This window comes from Pantoea sp. GD03673 (genome assembly GCF_029844725.1).
Taxonomy (GTDB): domain Bacteria; phylum Pseudomonadota; class Gammaproteobacteria; order Enterobacterales; family Enterobacteriaceae; genus Pantoea.
Genome location: NZ_JAOCKJ010000013.1, coordinates 1 through 20,040 on the forward strand (window position 1 = coordinate 1; position 20,040 = coordinate 20,040).

Sequence of the window (20,040 nt, forward strand, 5' to 3'; positions counted from 1 at the left end):
TGACTGATTTATTTGCCAAACATGTCTTTAATCCATCCCGCTACGCCGTCGCTGTCTTTCTGCTCCTGCGGTTGCTGGGTCGGTTGTTGTTGCGGCTGTTGCTGCTGTTGCTGTTGCTGTTGCTGTTGCTGCTGATCAAACAGCTGCTGCTGCTGCTGAACCTGTTGCTGCTGTTGCTGACACAGCGCATTCGGATCCAGCGCCCACACCGGCAGCGAACGCCAGGTGCTGCTGCCCGAGCCGCAGACAAAGTTACCGGCCGAATCCACATTCATCAGTGAGACATCTTCCGGCGGCGTCAGCTGCAACGGCATCGGTGCCTGATTGTCCAGGTAACGACGGTAGAGCTGCATCGCGCCGCTGGCACCGTACAGTTTGGTCGGCTGGTTGTTGTCGCGTCCCACCCAAGTGATCGCCACTTCTTTGCCATCAATACCGGCAAACCAGCTGTCGACCAGATCGTTGGTCGTACCCGTTTTCCCGGCCAGATGGGCATTCGGGAAACGCGCACCCAGCGCACGGGCAGTACCGTGGTCAGCAACCTGCTGCATGGTGTAGAGCGTCAGATAAGCGGCCTGCGCCGGTTCCACGCGCTGCGCCTGCGGATAGCTCTGATAGAGCACACTGCCATCTTCCGCGATCACGGAACGCACCGCAGACAGTGACGCACGGTTCCCCCCGCTGGCGATCGACTGGAACGCCTGCGCCACTTCAACCGGCGTCAGGTTCAGGGCACCCAGCAGCATTGCCGGCACCGGATGCAGCTGGTCTTTCGGCACGCCCAGTTTGTTCCAGGTCTCCACCACCGCATCCAGCCCCAGCGTCATGCCCAGGTTCACCGTCGGCACGTTCATGGAGTTGGTCAACGCATCCACCAGCATCACCTTGCCGCTGAAGCGACGGTCGTCGTTCATCGGTTTCCAGATAGAGCCATTTGGCTGCTTCAGCGCAATCGGCTCATCGGCTATCCAGCTGTTCAGCCGGTAGCTGTTTGGCTGGCTCAGCGCGGTGAGGTAGGTGGCCGGTTTCGCCAGTGAACCGATAGAGCGGCGTGCCTGCAGCGCACGGTTATAACCGGCGTACTGCGGATCGGCACCGCCGACCATGGCACGGACTTCGCCGCTGAAGCGGTCAACCACGACCATTGCGGTTTCCAGATCTTTCAGGCCACGCTGTTTTTTCAGCGTCGGAATACCCTCAACCACCGCTTTTTCGGCTGCATCCTGCGACACCGGATCCAGCGTGGTGAAGATTTTCACGCCGGAGAGATCTTTAATCCTGTCGCCCAGTTTCGCCTGAAGCTCATTACGCACCATCTGCATAAAGGCAGGCTGCGGCGTGATTACGCCGCCTTTTGGCTGCACGCCCAGCGGACGGGCCGACAGCATGTCATACAGCTCCTGGTCGATCACTTTCTGCTGCTGCAACAGGCGCAGCACCAGGTTGCGGCGTTCCAGCGCCAGTTTCGGGTTACGCCACGGGTTATAGAGCGACGCACCTTTCACCATACCAACCAGCATTGCCTGCTGATCCAGGCTCAGTTCATCAACCGGACGGCCAAAGTAATAGAGGCTCGCCAGCGGGAAACCGCGGATCTGATCGCTGCCCGCCTGACCGAGATAGACCTCGTTCAGGTAGAGCTCCAGGATGCGATCTTTGCTGTAGCGCGCATCCATGATCACCGCCATATAGGCTTCACGCGCTTTACGCCACAGCGAACGCTCGTTGGTCAGGAACAGGTTCTTCACCAGCTGCTGCGTCAGCGTACTGCCGCCCTGTACCGCTTTTCCGGCCGTGATGTTCGCCAGGAAGGCGCGACCAATCGAATAAGGGCTGATGCCATCATGCTCATAGAAATGGCGATCTTCGGTGGCGATCAGCGTATCGACCAGCAGATCCGGGAAACCGGTGCGCGGCACGAAGAGCCGCTGTTCACCATTCGGCGACTGCAGCATGGTGATCAGGCGCGGATCGAGGCGGAAAAAGCCAAAATCACGGCCGGTTTCGAGGTTTTTAATCTCGCTCAGCTCATCTTTCGTAAAGCTCATGCGCGCATGGATCTGCCCCTCTTTACTGTCGGGGAAATCAAACGGGCGACGCAGCAGATCGATGGTGTTGCCCTTCACCGAAAACTCGCCAGGGCGGGTAATGCGGGAAACTTCGCGATACTGCGTTCCTTCCAGCAGCGCCACCATTTCACTTTTGTTGTAGGCCATGCCCGGTTCCAGGCTGACCATGCGGCCATAAACGGTAGCAGGCAGTTGCCACACTTTACCGTCAATCCGGCTGCGAATTTCCGAGTCGAGGTAGATGCCCCACGCGGCCATAACCACCACAAACACCAGGAACAGTTTGATTATCCATCCCAGCCAACGGCGTTTGCCGCGCGGCGGTTTTCCACCTTTACCTTTACGTGGCACCGGCGCTTCCTCCTCGTCATCATTAAAATCGTCCTGGTCGATATCCTGTTCGATATCACTGCGTCGTCCCCGGCCCGCACTGCTGCGCGGCGGCAACGGTTTACCTTTGCGCCCTATTGGTTCGCGATCGTTCCCAGACATTACTTTTCTTCTCCAGGCAGTGCTTACGGCAGCGCCGCTACTCTAACTGCTTTCTCGCGTGCCGCATGGCAGAACCCTCTGAATTCGATCCAGCGGACTCAACCCTGCGGGGACATTTTTTTGGTTCGCCTTGTTGGCAAGGCGGTGGCCGGATCCTCAGGCCAGAGGTGTCTGGGATAACGTCCCTTCATCTCTTTCCTGACTTCCGGCCAGGCACCGCGCCAGAACGCCGCCAGATCGCGGGTGATCTGCAACGGCCGCTGAGCGGGTGATAACAGCTCCAGCACCAGCGGAATACGTCCTTCCGCCACGGTGGGATTCTGCGCTTCGCCAAACATCTCCTGAATCCTGACCGCCAGCGCGGGCGGCTTGTCCGCATCGTAGCGGATTGGCAGCCGGCTTCCGGTCGGCACAGTGTAATGAGTTGGCAGCACAGTATCCAGCCGCTGACGTTGTGACCATGTGAGTAAATGTAATAGCGCTGTCGTCAGGTTCACCGCCTGCAGGCTGCGCAGATCGCGCACGGCGGACATCTGCGGCAATAGCCACTGCGGCAGGCTCTCCAGCAGGCTTTCATCGTCCATGGCAGGCCAGCTCTCTTCAGGCAGCCACTGCGCCGCACACCGGATGCGCAGTCGCAGCTGCTCGGCATCCGGCGTCCAGCCCAGTACAGACAGCCCCTTTTCGGCGATCCAGCGCAGCATGGCCGCGTGCAGCACCTCTGGGTCCGGCCGCGCCATCGGCTGGGTCTTCAGGATCAGCGCGCCGATCTGCTCACGTCTTAAAGCGCGCAGCGTGCCTTTCTCTTCGTCCCACTCCACTTCGGTCCGGCGCTCAACCAGTGCAGGCTGCTGCTGACACAGCATTTCAATAGTGACCGGCAGTGCCAGCACTATCCGGGCATCCGGCGTGGCACTGCCCTGTAACAGCGCAGGCGCAATCAGCCATTCATTGCGTGTCAGACCATCCTGTTCATCGAGTCTGGCACCCAGCCCGTTGGCCAGCTGATAGCGGCCACTCTGGTCGCGTCGTCGCGCCAGACGATCACCAAAACCTACCGCCAGCAGGCTGGCAAAACGATCGTCATCGACCCGGCCGCCACGGATGTTCAGCCGCTGCTGCCACTGCTTCGCCCGCCGCTGCCATTGCGCCTGAGGCCGATACAGGGCATCACGCAGATCGGCACTGCCGCTGCGCGGAGGATCCTCCAGAATCGCGACCAGCAGCGCGGCGCTGGCGACCGCATCCGGCTCATCGCCCGCGGCACAGAGCATAGCAGCCAGCCGGGGATCGCAGCCCAGCTGCGCCATGCGCCGCCCCAAAGTGTTGAGCAGGCCGTTGCTGTCCAGCGCCCCCAGTCGGGCCAGCTGATGTTGCGCAGCATCCAGATTTCCTGCAGGTGGCTGATCCAGCCACTGCAGCTGCTGCGGCCCGGTACAGCCCCACTGCAGCAGGTCCAGCCACAGCGACGAGAGATCGCTGTTAGCGATTTCCGGTTCGCTCTGCGCCGCCGCACGTGATGCCTGCTCCTGCGGCAGCAGATGCAGGCAGATGCCCGGCATCAGTCGCCCGGCGCGGCCTGCCCGCTGAATCATCGATGCCTGGCTGATTCGCTGAGTCTGCAGGCGCGTCACGCCGCTACGGGCGTCAAACAGAGCGCTGCGCTCCAGCGCACTGTCGACCACCAGGCGAATCCCCTCGATGGTCAGACTGGTTTCGGCGATATTGGTGGCGAGCACCACTTTGCGGCGTCCGGCGGCGGCGGGTAAAATTGCCTGGCGCTGCGCCGCCAGCGGCAGTGCGCCGTAGAGCGGCGTCAGATCCACATCGTCACTGATGCGGGATTCCAGCTCGCGCTTCACCCGCTCGATCTCAGCCACGCCCGGCAGAAACAGCAGCAGCGACCCCTCTTCATCGCGCAGCAGCTGGGCAACTTCACGTGCCACCGCCTCCTCAAAGCGCACGTTCTGATTCAGCGACGCGTAACGCCGCTCAACCGGATGGCTGCGCCCTTCTGACACGATCAGTGGCGCATCCGGCAGCAGCGCCGCCAGCCGGGCATTGTCCAGCGTGGCGGACATCAGCATGATTTTCAGGTCGTCGCGCAACCCCTGCTGCACATCAAGCAGCAGCGCCAGAGCCAGATCCGCCTGCAGGCTGCGCTCGTGAAACTCATCGAGGATGACCAGCGACACGCCCTCCAGCATCGGATCGTGCTGAAGCATGCGCGTGAGCATCCCTTCGGTCACCACTTCCAGTCGGGTCTCTGGTCCGACGCAGCTTTCGCCACGCATACGAAAACCCACCGTGGCACCCGGCTGCTCGCCAAGCTGCTCAGCCAGCCGCTGCGCCACATTTCGCGCCGCCAGACGGCGTGGCTCCAGCATGATGATCCGTCCCGGCAGCGCCGCCTGCTGTAACAGTTGCAGCGGCAGCCAGGTCGATTTTCCCGCGCCGGTGGGCGCGGCCAGCAGGATTTGAGAGGCGTCACGCAGCGCCGTCAGGATGTCAGGCAGTACCGCGCTGACCGGTAAATCGCTCACAGCAAACTCCGCTTCTGCCTGTGCTAAGATGGCGCGCATTGTAGCACGTGATATTTGCCGGAGAGCGCCATGGCAACACAACGCTTATTTTTTGCCATCAGCCTGCCTGACGAGATGCAGCAACAGCTGGTGCGCTGGCGGGCCGACACCTTTCCTGCAGAGGCGGGTACGCCTGTGGTCGCAGCGAATCTGCACCTGACGCTGGCGTTTCTGGGTGAGGTCACCGCTGAGACCTCCCGGCGTCTGCAGACGCTGGCCTCGCGCATTGTTCAGCCCGGTTTTGATCTCGACCTGGATGATGCCGGACACTGGCCGCGCCCTGGCGTGGTCTGGCTCGGCTGCCAGCGTGCGCCACGCGGTCTGCTGCAGCTCGCCAGCCTGCTGCGGGCGCAGGCCGCCCGACATGGCTGTTTTCAGAGCCCACAGCCGTTTCATCCGCACATCACGCTGCTGCGCCATGCCACGCAGCCGGTGGCGCTACCGCCACGCGGTTTTCACTGGCGTTTTCACGTCTCCACCTTTTCGCTGTTCGCCTCGGAATACAACCGGGGCCGTACCCGTTATCGCGCGCTGGCCAGTTGGCCCTTACCATCTCAGGATCCGCATGCACTTCTCTCCGCCCCTTAAACCCGCCCGCCTGATCGCCCGTTACAAACGCTTTCTGGCCGATGTTGAGACGCCTGAGGGCGAGGTGCTGACGATTCACTGCGCCAACACCGGTGCCATGACCGGCTGTGCCACGCCGGGTGATACCGTCTGGTATTCGACCTCCGACAGCCTGACGCGCAAATATCCCCACAGCTGGGAGCTGACCGAAACGCAACAGGGCCACTGGATCTGCGTCAATACCCTGCGCGCGAACCAGCTGGTCGCCGAAGCGCTGGTTCAGGACCGGATAGCAGAACTGACCGGTTATTCCCACCGGCAGGCGGAAGTCAGATATGGCAATGAAAAAAGCAGAATTGATTTCCTGCTCAAAGCAGAGGCCCGGCGCAACTGCTATATTGAGGTGAAATCCGTAACCCTTTTACATGAAGGTAAAGGCTATTTTCCGGATGCGGTGACGATTCGAGGACAGAAACACCTGCGCGAACTGGCAACAGTTGCGGCAGAAGGTCATCGGGCCGTTATGTTGTTTGCCGTTTTGCACTCGGGGATTGAGGACGTTTCCCCGGCACGTCACATTGATGCGGCGTATGCAGAACAACTGGCTCAGGCGCAACGGGAAGGCGTAGAGATTTTAGCGTATCAGGCAGACTTATCGGCAGAGGGGATGTTTCTTAAATCGCCGATCAACGTAACCTTGTAATATCTTTTGCAATTTTATGTGGTAAGAATGTTCTGAGCTAAGGGCTGATTACGCTGTTCCTCACAGGCTTGTCAAGGTGTGTTCATGAAGAATTGCCAACCCTGACTGCTTCTGTTATTTATAGCGGCCTGTTTTTTTCCCCAATGGGGGATCGATGTACCCCGCAAACGTCAGATGCAGGCCGGCAGCAACGCCCCTGCGGGACGTAAGTCAGAGGGTATAGTGCGTGTTATCCAGGAGAAGCAACATGCAAGAAGGTCAAAACCGTAAAACATCGTCCCTGAGTATTCTCGCTATCGCTGGCGTTGAGCCTTATCAGGTTAAGCCTGGCGAAGAGTATATGAACGACGCGCAGCTGACCCATTTTCGCAAGATTCTGGAAGCCTGGCGTAATCAATTGCGGGACGAAGTCGATCGCACCGTATCGCACATGCAGGATGAAGCTGCTAACTTCCCGGACCCGGTAGACCGTGCCGCGCAGGAAGAGGAGTTCAGCCTGGAGCTGCGTAACCGCGATCGCGAACGTAAACTGATTAAAAAGATCGAGAAGACGCTGAAGAAAGTTGAAGATGACGACTTCGGCTATTGCGATTCCTGTGGCGTAGAGATTGGTATTCGCCGTCTCGAAGCGCGTCCTACCGCCGATCTCTGCATCGACTGTAAGACGTTAGCAGAAATTCGTGAGAAACAAATGGCCGGCTGATGCCGCGTCCAGCCTGTTACCACGCAGTGGAACACCCGTTGTTTTGTCCGCTGCGTGGTCACTTCTGAATCTTATGTCATCCTCCTGTATTGGTCGTTTCGCCCCTTCTCCCTCTGGTGAACTTCATTTTGGCTCGCTGATTGCTGCCCTGGGCAGTTACCTGAGCGCACGTGCACAAAACGGCATCTGGCGGGTAAGAATTGAAGATATTGATCCGCCACGGGAAGTGCCGGGTGCCGCCAGCCGTATCCTGCATCAGCTTGAGCATTACGGTTTAACGTGGGATGGCGACGTTTTATGGCAGTCACAACGCCATGAGGCCTACCGTGAGGCGCTGGCCTGGCTGCAGGCGCATCGTCAGAGCTATTTCTGCACCTGCCCCCGACGCCGCATTCAGCAGATGGGCGGTTTCTATGATGGCTACTGCCGGGAACGGCAACGCGGACCGGAGAATGCCGCGCTGCGTTTACGCCAGTATGCGCCGGTCTTTGCGTTTGACGATCGCCTGCGCGGGCATGTGAAGGCAGACAGACGGCTGGCACAGGAAGATTTTATTATTCACCGTCGTGATGGCCTGTTTGCCTATAACCTGGCGGTAGTGGTCGACGATCATTTTCAGGGCATTACCGAAGTGGTGCGCGGCGCAGATTTAATTGAGCCGACGGTGCGGCAGATTGCGCTTTATCAGCAGTTTGGCTGGCCGGTGCCTGCCTGGCTGCACCTGCCGCTGGCGCTTAACCACGACGGTAACAAGTTGTCGAAGCAAAATCATGCCCCTTCCCTGCCCGATGGCGATGCCAGACCGCTGCTGGTGGCAGCATTACGCTTTCTCGGACAGCCAGTTTCCAGTGGCTGGCAGGACTTAACGCAGGACAAACTGCTGTCGGATGCGGTGTCGCAGTGGAATATCGCTTTGATGCCGCAACAGAACGCCCTGAAACCGGATGCGTAGACAACAGCATTCTCAAACGGTTCTCAACAGGCTATGATTAGCCGCTGATTTTACCTACACCCTAATTGCCACTGTCGAGGTGTCCCATTTTTACCCGAGTAGCTAATTTTTGCCGGAAAGTCCTGAAGCGTGATGAAGAGGAAGCCCCTGCAGAGGTTGAACCAGAACGTCTGATGACCGTCATCCCTCGAGAAAGCCACACCATCTCACGTAAAGACATCAGCGAAAATGCCCTCAAAGTGCTCTATCGCCTTAATAAAGCCGGTTATGAAGCCTATCTGGTAGGCGGTGGCGTGCGCGATTTGCTACTGGGGCAAAAACCGAAAGATTTCGACGTGACCACCAATGCCACGCCTGAGCAGATGCGTAAGCTGTTCCGCAACTGTCGCCTGGTGGGTCGTCGTTTCCGTCTGGCGCACGTGATGTTTGGCCCGGAAGTGATCGAAGTTGCCACCTTCCGTGGTCATCATCAGGTTGAAGAGATCGCAGAAGATCGCAACAGTTCGCAGCGTGCGCAAAGCGGTATGCTGCTGCGCGACAACATTTTCGGCTCTATCGAAGATGATGCCCAGCGTCGCGATCTCACCATCAACAGCCTCTATTACAGCGTGGCTGATTTCAGCGTGCGCGACTACGTTGGCGGCATCAGCGATCTGGAACAGGGCATCATTCGCCTGATTGGCGACCCCGAAACCCGCTACCGTGAAGATCCGGTGCGCATGCTGCGCGTCGCTCGCTTTGCCGCCAAACTCAATATGAGCATTGCGCCGGAAACTGCCGAGCCGATTCCACGTCTGGCCTCGCTGCTGCGTGATATTCCGCCCGCACGCCTGTTTGAAGAGTCGCTAAAACTGTTACAGGCTGGCTACGGTTACAGTACGTATCTCAAGCTGTGTGAATATCAGCTGTTCCAGCCGCTGTTCCCGACGCTGGCGCGCAACTTCACGGAAAACAGTGACAGCTACATGGAGCGGATGCTGGCTCAGGTGCTGAAAAACACCGATAACCGCATTCAAAACGACATGCGCGTGAATCCGGCGTTCCTGTTTGCCGCGATGTTCTGGTATCCACAGCTTGAAACGGCTGAACGCATTGCGCAGGAAAGTGGCCTGACCTACTTCGAAGCCTTTGCAATGGCGATGAACGATACGCTGGATGAAGCCTGCCGTGCGCTGGCGATTCCAAAACGTATTACCTCACTGATCCGCGACATCTGGCTGTTGCAGTTACGCATGTCGCGCCGTCACGGTAAACGCGCCTGGAAACTGATGGAGCATCCGAAATTCCGTGCCGCTTACGACCTGCTGGCGCTGCGGGCAGACGTGGAAAACAATCCTGAGCTGCTGCGTCTGAGCCAGTGGTGGGGTGAATTCCAGGTCGCTGCGCCGCCGCATCAGAAAAACATGCTGAATAACCTGGGCGATGATCCGGTGCCACGCAACAGATCACGTCGTCCGCGCCGCCGCTCTTCCGCGCCACGTCGTGACAATCAAAACGTGTCATGACACGGGTTTATCTCGCGTTAGGCAGTAATCTGGCCGATCCGCTGCATCAGGTTGATGCAGCGCTTCGCGCCCTTGATGCGTTGCCGCAGACGCAACGCATTGCCACCTCCCCGTTCTACCGCACGCCCCCTTACGGCCCGCCGGACCAGCCCGACTTTCTGAATGCTGCCGTGGCGCTGGAGACCGATCTCAGCGCAGAAGCCCTGCTTGACCATACCCAGCAGATTGAGCGGGATCATGGCCGGGTGCGCAAGGCAGAACGCTGGGGGCCCCGCACGCTGGACATCGATGTGATGCTGTCTGGCGATGAGGTGATCAACACCGAACGGCTGATTGTGCCGCACTATGATCTGCTGAATCGCGCGTTTATGCTGGTGCCATTGCTGGCGATTGCGCCGCACGCACGCCTGCCTGATGGCCGGGCGCTGAGCTCCATTCTGGCCACGCTCGACAGTCGCAGCATCACGCTGTGGCACGGCTGATCAGACAAACGCACATCTCTGATTCCGCTCTTTCACGCTATCCAGTAAACTGCGCCCATCAGAATTCCTGAGTTGAGAGCGCCATGAAACCCACCACGATTTCACATCTGCGTCAGGCGAAAGCCAGCGGTAAAAAATTCGCGACGCTGACCGCCTACGATTTCAGTTTTGCCCGCCTGTTTGCCGATGAAGGCATTCAGGTACTGCTGGTTGGTGATTCTTTAGGGATGACGGTGCAGGGGCACGATTCCACGCTGCCGGTCACGGTCAGCGACATCGCCTATCACACTGCTGCCGTGCGCCGTGGTGCGCCCCAGGCGCTGCTGCTGGCTGACCTGCCCTTTATGAGTTACGCCACGCCAGAGCAGACCTTTGACAGTGCCGCACAGCTGATGCGTGCCGGTGCCAACATGGTGAAACTGGAAGGCGGCAGCTGGCTGGCTGAGACCGTGCAGATGCTGACAGAACGGGCCGTGCCGGTGTGTGGTCATCTCGGCCTGACACCGCAGTCAGTGAATATCTTTGGCGGCTATAAAGTGCAGGGTCGTGATGACGCTGGTGCCGATCGGCTGCTGGCCGATGCACTGGCGCTGGAAGCGGCAGGCGCACAGCTGATGGTGCTGGAATGCGTGCCGGTATCGGTGGCACAGCGGATTACTGACGCGTTGACCATCCCGGTGATCGGCATCGGTGCCGGTAACGTCACCGACGGGCAGATTCTGGTGATGCATGACGCGCTGGGCGTGACCGGCGGCCACATTCCCAAATTTGCCAAAAATTTCCTGGCGGAGACCGGCGACGTTCGCGCGGCGATTCGCCACTACATCGCCGAAGTTGAAGCCGGAACCTATCCGGCGGCAGAGCACAGTTTCCAGTAATTCAGGAGAGTCACCGTGTTGATCATTGAAACGCTGCTGATGCTGCGCCAGGAAGTTCGTCGCTGGCGTCAGCAGGGTAAACGTATTGCGCTGGTGCCGACAATGGGCAACCTGCATGAAGGCCATCTGACGCTGGTGGATGAAGCCCGGTCGCGTGGCGACATCGTCATTGTCTCGATCTTTGTTAATCCGATGCAGTTCGATCGTGCTGATGATCTGGCGCGCTACCCGCGCACGCTGCAGGAAGATTGTGAAAAGCTGAACCGCCACCAGGTTGACGTGGTCTTTGCCCCCTCACCGGCTGAGGTCTATCCGCAGGGTGCGCAGAATCAGACCTTTGTTGAGGTGCCGGTGCTCTCTTCCCTGCTGGAAGGGGCAACGCGTCCGGGCCATTTTCGCGGCGTGGCGACCATCGTCAGCAAACTGTTTAATCTGGTCCAGCCCGATATTGCCTGTTTCGGTGAAAAGGATTTTCAGCAGCTGGCTATCATTCGTAAGATGGTGGCTGATATGGGCTTCGACATTGAGATTGTTGGCGTCCCAACGGTACGGGCGAAAGATGGCCTGGCGCTGAGTTCGCGCAACGGCTACCTGACAGACGATGAGCGTAAACTGGCACCGGTGCTGAGCCAGGTGATGCATCAGATGGCGACACGGCTGGAAAACGGCGAGCGTCATGTTGAAGAGATCCTGGAGGCCGCCAGTGAGGCACTGCTGGCGCAGGGATTACGGCCAGATGGCCTGGCAATCTGTGATGCAGAAACGCTGCAGCCGCTGACGGTAGACAGCCAGCGTGCGGTGGTCCTGATGGCCGCCTGGCTGGGCAACGCCCGCCTGATTGATAATCAAACTGTTGACCTGACGCTGTAAGTACGCCCGCTGCAGGTTATTTTATTTCTCTGACAAGGTTTCTGGCTATGATTCGCACAGTTCTGCAAGGCAAGTTGCACCGCGTTAAAGTGACACAGGCGGACCTCAATTATGAAGGCTCCTGCGCTATCGATCAGGATTTCCTGGAGGCGTCCGGCATTCTGCAATATGAAGCGATCGATATTTATAACGTCACTAACGGTCAGCGCTTTTCCACCTACGCTATCGCGGCTGAGCGTGGCTCGAAAATTATTTCGGTCAATGGTGCTGCTGCCCGCTGCGCCTGCGAAGGCGATATTTTAATTATCTGTTCCTATGTACAGGTAGAGGATGCAGAAGCGCGTCAGTGGCAGCCTAAAGTTGCCTATTTTGAAGGTGACAACCAGATGAAGCGTCTGGCAAAAGCGCTGCCGGTGCAGATCGCCTGATTAACCGCCAGCCTGACAAAAAAGGGCCGCCCGTTAAACGGCTGGCCCTTTTTCTTTGCTGTTATTGCCGTTAAACCGGTTTGGCTGCCATCGGCTTCGACGATTTTTTCATCGTAAAGAGGAAATTAAACCAGCCGCGCTTTCTCATCAGGCAGAGCGTCCAGGGCAACGCCAGCGCCACCAGAAATGCCGAAATAAACTTCAGATCGTTAACCCAGGCTGACGGACTTTCAAATTTCACGATCTTACTGAAGAACTGAATCGCCAGATAATGCGACAGGTAGAAGACGATAGAATTCACGCCAATATAATAAACCAGTTCAGACTTAAGCTTCAGCGCAATCCAGACAAAGAACGGAACCGATAATAGTGCCAGTGGTGACAGTAATGCCTGAGAATGACGCTCCAGTACAAAAAGATTCAGGCAGGAGAGCAGCACAAAACTGGCCACCGAAATGAGCAGAGTCGGACCATGCTGCACTTTTTCTGCGATATCCACCTGCTTACGCACCACGTAATCGCCCAGATAGAAAAAGACAAACAGATAAAGCGATTTGTTGATGTGCGTATTGTCGAAGCTGGCAAATACGCCATCCGGATCAATAGCAGGCAGTGCCCAGCTCAGCGCCATACAGATGGCGAAGACCAGCAGAAACGGCAGATGACGGGCAAAGATAATCACAATAAAGAAGATAAATAACGAGTGCAGGAACCAGGTCATATCCCCGCCGCCGGTCAGGTGGGAGAGAATAATATTCATGGGTGACTGCGGCGTATTGGCCATTGAGCTGAACAGAATCTTTAACCCGCCGTAGACCGCGACCCAGACCACAAACGGATAGAGAATACTGCGTACTTTGTTATTAAAAAAAGGACCCAGGCCTTTTCTTAATCCGGCATCGACAAACAGACCTGAAACAAAGAACATTAATCCCAGTCTTACCGGTGCCAGCATCTCATTTAACAGGCTGCTGAAGGCGGTAAAATGTCCGGCATTATTATGTACGGCAATAGTGCTGTGCAAAAAAATTATTGCGAGAATACTCAATCCCCGCAGATTATCGATCCACGTTATACGATTCATCTTTTCCTGCCTTTTATTAAAATCTGGCACTGATTTCGATGCCATTTTTTTATTGAACACACCCCACACCCACCTTTTCATCCCTGAGCAGAGGAATAACCTTATTCCGGCAGTATTTTGATAATCCAGAATGAAATACACAACAGCCTGAGCTTAAGGCTATTCTTAAAAAATATTTAACAGTTAAGAATCATTAAGATAGAGGAAGATGTCTGATTATTATCAGATAATGCTTAGGGTTACTTTTTGTGAGAAAGGATGTAAGCGAGGCGGCGTGCGGCTTCAGAGGCTAAAAAAGAGTGATAAAGCGGGTTTTAAGGTGACTTTTAAGACCAGACGTAACCACAGTCAGGGTAGTTTTTTCATCCAGCCAGAAAAAAGCCACGCCCTAATCGCAGCGTGGCTCTTACCATTCAACGTCATGTCAGGTGCGCAGTCCGCGTCCGCGCTGAATCAGCGCATAGACCAGCCCGTAGAACACCACAATAAAGGCAACCAGTACCGAAAGCGTAAACACCAGGGGCACATCGTTGATGCCCAGGAAGCCATAACGGAATCCGCTAATCATATAAACGATTGGGTTCAGTTTAGAGACAGCCTGCCAGATTGGCGGCAGCAGACTCAGCGAATAGAATACGCCGCCCAGATAGGTCAGTGGCGTCAGCACAAAGGTCGGGATCAGGCTGATGTCGTCGAAGGTGCGTGCAAAGACGGCGTTCAGCAGGCCAGCCAGTGAAAACAGAATCGCCGTCAGCAGCAGCGTAACCGCCACCATCGTCCAGGAGTGGACGTGGAACGGCACAAAGAACAGCGAAATCGCGGTGACCAGTACACCGACGCAGACACCACGCGCCACGCCGCCGCCGACATAGCCAGCAATGATAATGTGAGTCGGCACGGGTGCGACGAGCAACTCTTCAATGTTGCGCTGAAACTTGGCACTGAAGAACGACGAGGCGACGTTGGCATAGGCGTTGGTGATTACCGCCATCATGATCAAGCCCGGCACAATAAACTGCATATAGCTGAAGCCGTGCATCTCACCAATGCGCGACCCGATCAGGTTGCCAAAGATAATGAAATAGAGCGTCATGGTGATTACCGGCGGCACCAGCGTCTGGATCCAGATGCGGGCGAAACGGTTAACTTCTTTGGCCCAGATGCTCTTCAGCGCCACCCAGTACAAATGTGTCATGCTTTTGCTCCTGTTTTTCCCTGCGTCGTCAGGCCAACGAACAGCTCTTCCAGACGGTTGGCTTTGTTGCGCATACTCAGCACCTGCACCCCCTGCGCGCTCAGCTGGCTGAAGACGCTGTTCAGGCCCTGCTCACGCAGCACTTCGACTTCAAGTGTTGAGGTATCGGTCAGCCGGTACTGGAACCCTTCCAGCTTAGGCAGCGGACTGCGGGGTGCCAGATCCAGGATAAAGGTTTCTGATTTGAGCTTGGAAAGCAGTGCTTTCATCGAAGTGTTCTCCACCAGCTCACCGCTCTGAATAATGCCGATGTTGCGGCACAGCATCTCGGCTTCTTCCAGATAGTGGGTGGTGAGAATAATGGTGGTGCCTTTGGCATTGAGATCTTTCAGGAACACCCACATTGAGCGCCGCAGTTCGATATCAACCCCGGCTGTCGGTTCGTCCAGAATCAGCAGTTTCGGCTCATGCATCAGCGCACGGGCGATCATCAGGCGGCGCTTCATCCCGCCGGAGAGCATGCGCGCACGCTCAGTGCGCTTGCCCCACAGGTCGAGCTGCTTCAGATACTTCTCCGCACGCGCATTGGCTTCACGACGCTCAACGCCGTAGTAACCCGCCTGGTTTACAACGATTTGCATCACCGTCTCAAACGGGTTGAAGTTAAACTCCTGCGGCACCAGGCCGAGCTGGCGCTTGGCATTCACGACATCTTTTTCCAGATCGTAGCCAAACACCCGCACGCTGCCCTCGGATTTGTTCACCAGCGAACTGATGATCCCGATGGTGGTCGATTTACCGGCACCGTTTGGCCCCAGCAGCGCATAAAAGTCACCCGCTTCAACGTTAAGATCGATGCCCTTCAGCGCCTGCACGCCGCCGGGATAGGTCTTAGTCAGCCGGGAAAGTTCCAGTGCATAAGTCATTCTGCATCCATACCCTGTTTTGATGGCATTGCAATGCCGTTTAAATTTATCAGGCCCTGGCATATAGTACGCGCGCGCACTTTGCGCAGTAACCGGTCGCTCAACGCCATGACAGACATCAATACCCTGATCAGAAACAACCGCGAATGGTCAAAATTACTGGTTGAAGAAGATCCCAGCTTTTTTGAGCGGCTCGCCCAGGCACAAAAACCGCGCTTCCTGTGGATTGGCTGCTCTGACAGCCGCGTCCCCGCCGAACGGCTGACCGGACTGGAACCGGGCGAACTCTTTGTTCACCGCAACGTTGCCAACCTGGTGATCCACACCGATCTGAACTGTCTGTCCGTGGTGCAGTACGCTATCGAAGTGCTGGAAGTGGAACACGTTATCGTGTGCGGCCACTACGGCTGCGGCGGCGTGCAGGCGGCGATGGATAATCCGGAGCTGGGATTAATCGACAACTGGCTGCTGCACATCCGCGACCTCTGGTACAAGCATAGCGTGTTGCTGGGGGAACTCCCGCCGGATAAGCGCTTGGACAAACTGTGCGAAATCAACGTTATTGAACAGGTCTATAACCTGGGGCACTCGACCGTTCTGCAATCTGCCTGGAAACGTGGCAAGGATGTCTCCCTGCACGGCTGGGTTTACGGCATTCAGGACGGCTGCCTGCGTAACCTGGATGTCACGGCAAACAGCCGGGAGATCCTCGAACAGCGCTACCGTCAGGGCATTGCGAATCTGCAGATGAACGGCGAGGCCTGAGTCAATCGCGGCGTAAAGCGCGACATAGCCTACACCAGGCAACGGGTGCAGGCCTTGGAAGAATGTGCGGTCAGAGCAGAATCAGGACTCCAGCGGCACCACTTTGCCGATATAAGGCAGATGGCGATAGTGCTGAGCATAGTCGATACCAAAGCCCACCACGAACTCATCCGGAATCGCAAAGCCGACATACTCAACATTCACGTCAACTTCACGACGCTCGGGCTTATCCAGCAGGGTACAGATTGCCAGTGATTTTGGCTGACGCAGCTGCAGAATCTCACGCACTTTGCTCAGGGTGTTGCCGGAGTCGATGATATCTTCGACGATCAGCACATCCTTGCCACGAATGTCTTCATCCAGATCTTTCAGGATTTTCACATCACGCGTGCTGGACATGCCGCTGCCGTAACTGGAAGCCGTCATAAAGTCGACTTCATGCGGCACATCAATGGCGCGACAGAGATCAGCCATGAACATAAAGGAGCCGCGCAGCAGCCCCACCAGCACCATATCGCTGCCGCTGTCGCGGTAGTGCTCGTTAATCTCTTTGCCCAGTTCAGCGATGCGCGTGGCGATTGCCTGTTCAGGGATCATCACTTCAACAGTGTGTTTCATTGCGTTCAGCCCGGTTACGTCAGAAAAGCCCCGAAGTCTACCACAGACGCAGCCACGACGGCTGTGCCGCACCCTAAGCAAACGATTACGTCGCGAAAATTATTGCCTACGCTCTGCGGTTGGCTGAAATGCGCATTACCTTAGAACATTCTGGCATTTACTAGCATGATTTGCTGCGTGGTAGCCTTTATCCAACAGATCGTTACCCTACTCGCGCCGCTGGCCGGAGATCACAATGACTTCATCTTCAAGCAAAAAGACGCATATCGGCGACAGACCGCTGCATCCGGAAACCCAGATGCTGAACTATGGCTATGATCCCCGCCTCTCTGAAGGTGCGGTAAAGCCGCCCGTGTTCCTGACCTCAACCTTTGTTTTTAACAGCGCTGAAGAGGGGCGGGATTTCTTTGACTACGTCTCTGGTCGTCGTGAGCCGCCGGAAGGCAAATCGGGCGGACTGGTCTATTCCCGCTTTAACCACCCGAACAGCGAAATTGTGGAAGACCGGCTGGCGGTCTATGAGCAGGCAGAAAGCTGTTCGCTGTTCTCTTCCGGTATGGCTGCCATCTCCACTGCCCTGCTGACCTTTGCCCGTCCGGGTGAGGTGATCCTGCACTCCCAGCCGCTCTATGGCGGCACCGAGACGCTGCTCAGCAAGACGCTGCACAATCTGGATATTCAGGCTGTCGGTTTCAGCGACGGCAATGATGAAGCCAAAGTCCGGGACGCCGCTCAGCAGGCAATGGCCCAGGGCCGCGTGGCGGTGATTCTGATTGAGACACCGGCGAATCCTACCAATAGCCTGGTCAATATCCGTCTGATGGCGCGCATTGCCGATGAGATTGAGCAGCAGCAGGGTTCACGACCGATTATCGCCTGTGATAACACCCTGCTCGGCCCGCTGTTCCAGCAGCCGCTGACGCTGGGCGCGGATCTGTCGCTCTACTCGCTGACCAAATATGTTGGCGGTCACTCTGACCTGATTGCGGGTGCGGCGATGGGCAGTAAAGCGCTGATGGCGAAAGTACGCGCCCTGCGCAGCGCAATCGGCACGCAACTGGACCCGCACTCAAGCTGGATGCTCAGCCGCTCACTGGAGACGCTGTCGCTGCGGATGGAAAAAGCCTGGCAGAATGCGGAAGCGGTCGCGGCCTTTCTGCGCGATCACCCGAAGGTCGCGAAGCTGCACTGGCTGCCCTATCTGGATGCGGAGAGCGCAGAAGGGAAAACGTATCGCGAGCAGTGCAGCGGCGCGGGATCGACGTTCTCGTTCGATATTGTCGGCGACCAGCCTGCGGCGTTTCGTTTTCTCAATGCGCTGTCGCTGTTTAAACAGGCGGTGAGTCTGGGCGGAACCGAGTCGCTGGCCAGCCATCCTGGCAGCACCACCCACTCCGGCGTGCCGCAGGCGGTGCGCCAGCGTATTGGTATCACTGACGCCACGGTGCGGCTGTCGATTGGCATCGAGAACGCCGGTGATCTGATTGAAGACATCCGGCTGGCGCTGGAGCAGGCCTAGTCAGCTCACGGTAAAGCCCAGCATCATGCCGGTATCTTCATGCTCCAGCAGATGGCAGTGGGCCATGTAAGCGTGTTCGGCGGCAGCAACGTAGTTGAAGCGCACCAGCACTTCACTGCGCCAGCCGTCGACGTTCACCATATCTTTCCAGCCCTGCCGATGCGGGGCGGGCGGTTTGCCGTTTTCGGAAAGAATACGGAACTGCGTGCCATGAATGTGGAACGGATGCAGCATGGCATCGCCTTCCCCTGAAATCGTCCACTTCTCGTACTCGCTCAGCTTCACCGCAAACGACGGCTTCGTCATATCAAAGGCCTGGCCGTTGATTTTGTTGCCGTTGCGGAAATCGTAACCCGCGGGCTGCGTCATACCGTGCATGCTGTGATCCATGCTTTCCATCGGCTCTGACGTCGTTTTCTCCGGCGTCTGTGGCATCGCGTGATGCCCGCCCTTGCCCATCGCTTTCTCGCCGTAACGCTGCATCAGCGCCTGCATCCCCTGCTGGTCCAGCTGCGGGTCCATCATCAGCTGCAGCCAGCGGGTGTTCAGTCCCTCCGTAGCGGGCAGCGCGGGCAGCGTCGCCAGCTTGTCCGGCAGCGTGGCGCTGGCCATGACCCGCAGCGGCAGAATCTGCACCAGCGGCAGCGGCTGATCAAACGGCGGCAGCGTCATGCCCATCTGTTCCGTTGGCAGCGTCACCAGATCAAAGGCCTTACCGTCGGCGGTGTCGATCATCACCTCAAAACGCTCGCCGGGCAGAACAGGCAGCGCGTCGATCTTCACTGGCTCAGCCAGCAGGCCACCGTCGCTGGCGATCACATACAGAGGACGTTTATCACTGGCGGCAACGTGCAGCGAGCGGGCGTTACAGCCGTTGAGCAGCCTCAGACGCAGCCAGCCGCGCGGCACGGCATGCTGCGGATACTGCACGCCGTTGGTCAGCATCATGTCGCCAAACCAGCCCACGGCTGCACGCATCACATCAAGCTGATAATCAATGCGGCTGCCATCGTTTGTCAGCTGTTTATCCTGGAAAATCAGTGGCACATCATCCACGCCCCACTGCGAAGGCAGTCGCAGCGTGCCGCTCTCTTTATCTTCCAGCAGGATCAGCCCCGCGAGTCCCTGGGCTACCTGATGCCCGGTTTTGCCATGCAGATGCGGATGATACCAGCAGGTTGCGGCGGGCTGGTCAGGGGTAAAAGAAACCTGACGCGAGGTGCCGGGCGCTATCACGGCCTGCGGTCCGCCATCCACTGCGCCGGGAATTTCCAGCCCGTGCCAGTGCAGGGTGGTCGCTTCACGGAGCCGGTTGTGGATATTCACCGTCACCGGTTTGCCACTCTGCAACTTCAGCACCGGCCCGAGCAGGCTGCCGTTGTAACCCCAGGTCGGCACGGCTTTGCCGTTCCACTGCGTGGTGCCCTGCATCGCGGTGAGGCTGTAGCTGCCCCGGGCATCCGCTTCCAGCAGTGACGGAATCGGCAACAGCGGACGAGTGGCTGCCATCAGCGAACGGCTCCAGAGCGGTAACGCTCCGGCTGCACTCAGTGCGGCAGTGAGTTTCAGGAAATGGCGACGTTGCATGGTGATCATCCTTGTGGCATCAGAGCGCACAGCCTAAACCCTGACCTTATGGGAAGGTCAAGTGTTAGCCGTGAGAATCTGACGAAAAAAGGCGGTGCAGCAGCCCACAGCGCCA

The 20,040-nt window shown here is 57.5% G+C and carries 18 protein-coding genes; 11 read left to right on the forward strand and 7 right to left on the reverse strand.

The genetic code is table 11. The features are described from left to right. Window positions 1-8: 8 nt before the first annotated feature. Window positions 9-2,561, reverse strand: a complete 2,553-nt coding sequence (gene mrcB / locus N5J69_RS19940) for a bifunctional glycosyl transferase/transpeptidase (protein ID WP_279772365.1) — start codon at window positions 2,559-2,561, stop codon at window positions 9-11. A gap of 98 nt (window positions 2,562-2,659) precedes the next feature. Next, the gene (gene hrpB / locus N5J69_RS19945; protein ID WP_279772366.1) at window positions 2,660-5,143 is read right to left on the reverse strand and encodes an ATP-dependent helicase HrpB; all 2,484 of its coding nucleotides are present in this window, start codon (window positions 5,141-5,143) and stop codon (window positions 2,660-2,662) included. Between the two features lie 30 nt (window positions 5,144-5,173). On the opposite strand from hrpB, the gene thpR reads away from it, so the two are divergent. From thpR to panD, 9 genes are all read left to right on the forward strand, one after another. Further along, window positions 5,174-5,731, forward strand: a complete 558-nt coding sequence (gene thpR, locus N5J69_RS19950; RefSeq protein WP_279772368.1) for an RNA 2',3'-cyclic phosphodiesterase — start codon at window positions 5,174-5,176, stop codon at window positions 5,729-5,731. Beyond that, a complete protein-coding gene (sfsA, locus tag N5J69_RS19955) occupies window positions 5,709-6,413 on the forward strand; it encodes a DNA/RNA nuclease SfsA (protein ID WP_279772369.1) in 705 nt (234 codons plus the stop codon). The genes thpR and sfsA overlap by 23 nt, the downstream gene beginning before the upstream one ends. A 247-nt stretch (window positions 6,414-6,660) precedes the next feature. Continuing rightward, a complete protein-coding gene (gene dksA / locus N5J69_RS19960) occupies window positions 6,661-7,116 on the forward strand; it encodes an RNA polymerase-binding protein DksA (protein WP_008925615.1) in 456 nt (151 codons plus the stop codon). Window positions 7,117-7,189: 73 nt separating this feature from the next. Then, complete coding sequence (gene gluQRS / locus N5J69_RS19965; RefSeq protein WP_279772370.1) at window positions 7,190-8,068, forward strand: tRNA glutamyl-Q(34) synthetase GluQRS; 879 nt, start codon at window positions 7,190-7,192, stop codon at window positions 8,066-8,068. 86 nt (window positions 8,069-8,154) lie between these two features. Continuing rightward, entirely contained in the window at window positions 8,155-9,573 is a 1,419-nt protein-coding gene (pcnB, locus tag N5J69_RS19970) for a polynucleotide adenylyltransferase PcnB (protein ID WP_279772410.1), read from the forward strand. Then, the gene (gene folK, locus N5J69_RS19975) at window positions 9,570-10,055 is read left to right on the forward strand and encodes a 2-amino-4-hydroxy-6-hydroxymethyldihydropteridine diphosphokinase (RefSeq protein ID WP_279772372.1); all 486 of its coding nucleotides are present in this window, start codon (window positions 9,570-9,572) and stop codon (window positions 10,053-10,055) included. Before pcnB ends, folK begins: the two co-directional genes overlap by 4 nt. Before the next feature lie 83 nt (window positions 10,056-10,138). Further along, a complete protein-coding gene (gene panB / locus N5J69_RS19980) occupies window positions 10,139-10,933 on the forward strand; it encodes a 3-methyl-2-oxobutanoate hydroxymethyltransferase (RefSeq protein WP_279772373.1) in 795 nt (264 codons plus the stop codon). A 15-nt stretch (window positions 10,934-10,948) separates the two neighbouring features. Next, a complete protein-coding gene (panC, locus tag N5J69_RS19985) occupies window positions 10,949-11,803 on the forward strand; it encodes a pantoate--beta-alanine ligase (RefSeq protein ID WP_279772374.1) in 855 nt (284 codons plus the stop codon). 47 nt (window positions 11,804-11,850) lie between these two features. Beyond that, the gene (gene panD / locus N5J69_RS19990) at window positions 11,851-12,231 is read left to right on the forward strand and encodes an aspartate 1-decarboxylase (protein WP_279772375.1); all 381 of its coding nucleotides are present in this window, start codon (window positions 11,851-11,853) and stop codon (window positions 12,229-12,231) included. A 70-nt stretch (window positions 12,232-12,301) separates the two neighbouring features. Here panD and N5J69_RS19995 read toward each other — a convergent pair whose 3' ends face one another. The 3 genes from N5J69_RS19995 to N5J69_RS20005 all read right to left on the reverse strand — a co-directional run bounded on the left by N5J69_RS19995 (window position 12,302) and on the right by N5J69_RS20005 (window position 15,436). After that, on the reverse strand, window positions 12,302-13,315 hold the full coding sequence (locus N5J69_RS19995; protein ID WP_279772376.1) for an acyltransferase family protein: 1,014 nt from the start codon (window positions 13,313-13,315) through the stop codon (window positions 12,302-12,304). A gap of 424 nt (window positions 13,316-13,739) precedes the next feature. Further along, a complete protein-coding gene (locus N5J69_RS20000) occupies window positions 13,740-14,510 on the reverse strand; it encodes an ABC transporter permease (protein ID WP_279772377.1) in 771 nt (256 codons plus the stop codon). After that, window positions 14,507-15,436 carry an ABC transporter ATP-binding protein gene (locus tag N5J69_RS20005; protein ID WP_279772378.1) on the reverse strand — a complete coding sequence of 310 codons (930 nt, stop codon included), beginning with the start codon at window positions 15,434-15,436 and terminating at the stop codon, window positions 14,507-14,509. The genes N5J69_RS20000 and N5J69_RS20005 overlap by 4 nt, the downstream gene beginning before the upstream one ends. 108 nt (window positions 15,437-15,544) lie before the next feature. On the opposite strand from N5J69_RS20005, the gene can reads away from it, so the two are divergent. Next, window positions 15,545-16,201, forward strand: coding sequence for a carbonate dehydratase (gene can / locus N5J69_RS20010; protein WP_279772379.1), 657 nt, complete (start codon window positions 15,545-15,547; stop codon window positions 16,199-16,201). Window positions 16,202-16,282: 81 nt separating this feature from the next. Here can and hpt read toward each other — a convergent pair whose 3' ends face one another. Then, window positions 16,283-16,819 carry a hypoxanthine phosphoribosyltransferase gene (gene hpt, locus N5J69_RS20015; RefSeq protein ID WP_008925605.1) on the reverse strand — a complete coding sequence of 179 codons (537 nt, stop codon included), beginning with the start codon at window positions 16,817-16,819 and terminating at the stop codon, window positions 16,283-16,285. A gap of 235 nt (window positions 16,820-17,054) precedes the next feature. On the opposite strand from hpt, the gene N5J69_RS20020 reads away from it, so the two are divergent. Next, window positions 17,055-18,338, forward strand: a complete 1,284-nt coding sequence (locus N5J69_RS20020; protein ID WP_279772380.1) for a cystathionine gamma-synthase family protein — start codon at window positions 17,055-17,057, stop codon at window positions 18,336-18,338. On the opposite strand, the gene cueO is transcribed toward N5J69_RS20020, so the two are convergent. Further along, window positions 18,339-19,925 (reverse strand): multicopper oxidase CueO, encoded by a 1,587-nt coding sequence (gene cueO, locus N5J69_RS20025; RefSeq protein WP_279772381.1) that lies wholly within the window; start codon window positions 19,923-19,925, stop codon window positions 18,339-18,341. Window positions 19,926-20,040: the final 115 nt, after the last annotated feature.

Coding starts and splice junctions, on each gene's coding strand:
- mrcB (WP_279772365.1), bottom strand. CDS start 2,561: ATGTCTGGGAACGATCGCGAACCAATAGGGCGCAAAGGTAAACCGTTG.
- hrpB (WP_279772366.1), bottom strand. CDS start 5,143: ATGCGCGCCATCTTAGCACAGGCAGAAGCGGAGTTTGCTGTGAGCGAT.
- thpR (WP_279772368.1), top strand. CDS start 5,174: ATGGCAACACAACGCTTATTTTTTGCCATCAGCCTGCCTGACGAGATG.
- sfsA (WP_279772369.1), top strand. CDS start 5,709: ATGCACTTCTCTCCGCCCCTTAAACCCGCCCGCCTGATCGCCCGTTAC.
- dksA (WP_008925615.1), top strand. CDS start 6,661: ATGCAAGAAGGTCAAAACCGTAAAACATCGTCCCTGAGTATTCTCGCT.
- gluQRS (WP_279772370.1), top strand. CDS start 7,190: ATGTCATCCTCCTGTATTGGTCGTTTCGCCCCTTCTCCCTCTGGTGAA.
- folK (WP_279772372.1), top strand. CDS start 9,570: ATGACACGGGTTTATCTCGCGTTAGGCAGTAATCTGGCCGATCCGCTG.
- panB (WP_279772373.1), top strand. CDS start 10,139: ATGAAACCCACCACGATTTCACATCTGCGTCAGGCGAAAGCCAGCGGT.
- panD (WP_279772375.1), top strand. CDS start 11,851: ATGATTCGCACAGTTCTGCAAGGCAAGTTGCACCGCGTTAAAGTGACA.
- N5J69_RS19995 (WP_279772376.1), bottom strand. CDS start 13,315: ATGAATCGTATAACGTGGATCGATAATCTGCGGGGATTGAGTATTCTC.
- N5J69_RS20000 (WP_279772377.1), bottom strand. CDS start 14,510: ATGACACATTTGTACTGGGTGGCGCTGAAGAGCATCTGGGCCAAAGAA.
- N5J69_RS20005 (WP_279772378.1), bottom strand. CDS start 15,436: ATGACTTATGCACTGGAACTTTCCCGGCTGACTAAGACCTATCCCGGC.
- can (WP_279772379.1), top strand. CDS start 15,545: ATGACAGACATCAATACCCTGATCAGAAACAACCGCGAATGGTCAAAA.
- hpt (WP_008925605.1), bottom strand. CDS start 16,819: ATGAAACACACTGTTGAAGTGATGATCCCTGAACAGGCAATCGCCACG.
- N5J69_RS20020 (WP_279772380.1), top strand. CDS start 17,055: ATGACTTCATCTTCAAGCAAAAAGACGCATATCGGCGACAGACCGCTG.
- cueO (WP_279772381.1), bottom strand. CDS start 19,925: ATGCAACGTCGCCATTTCCTGAAACTCACTGCCGCACTGAGTGCAGCC.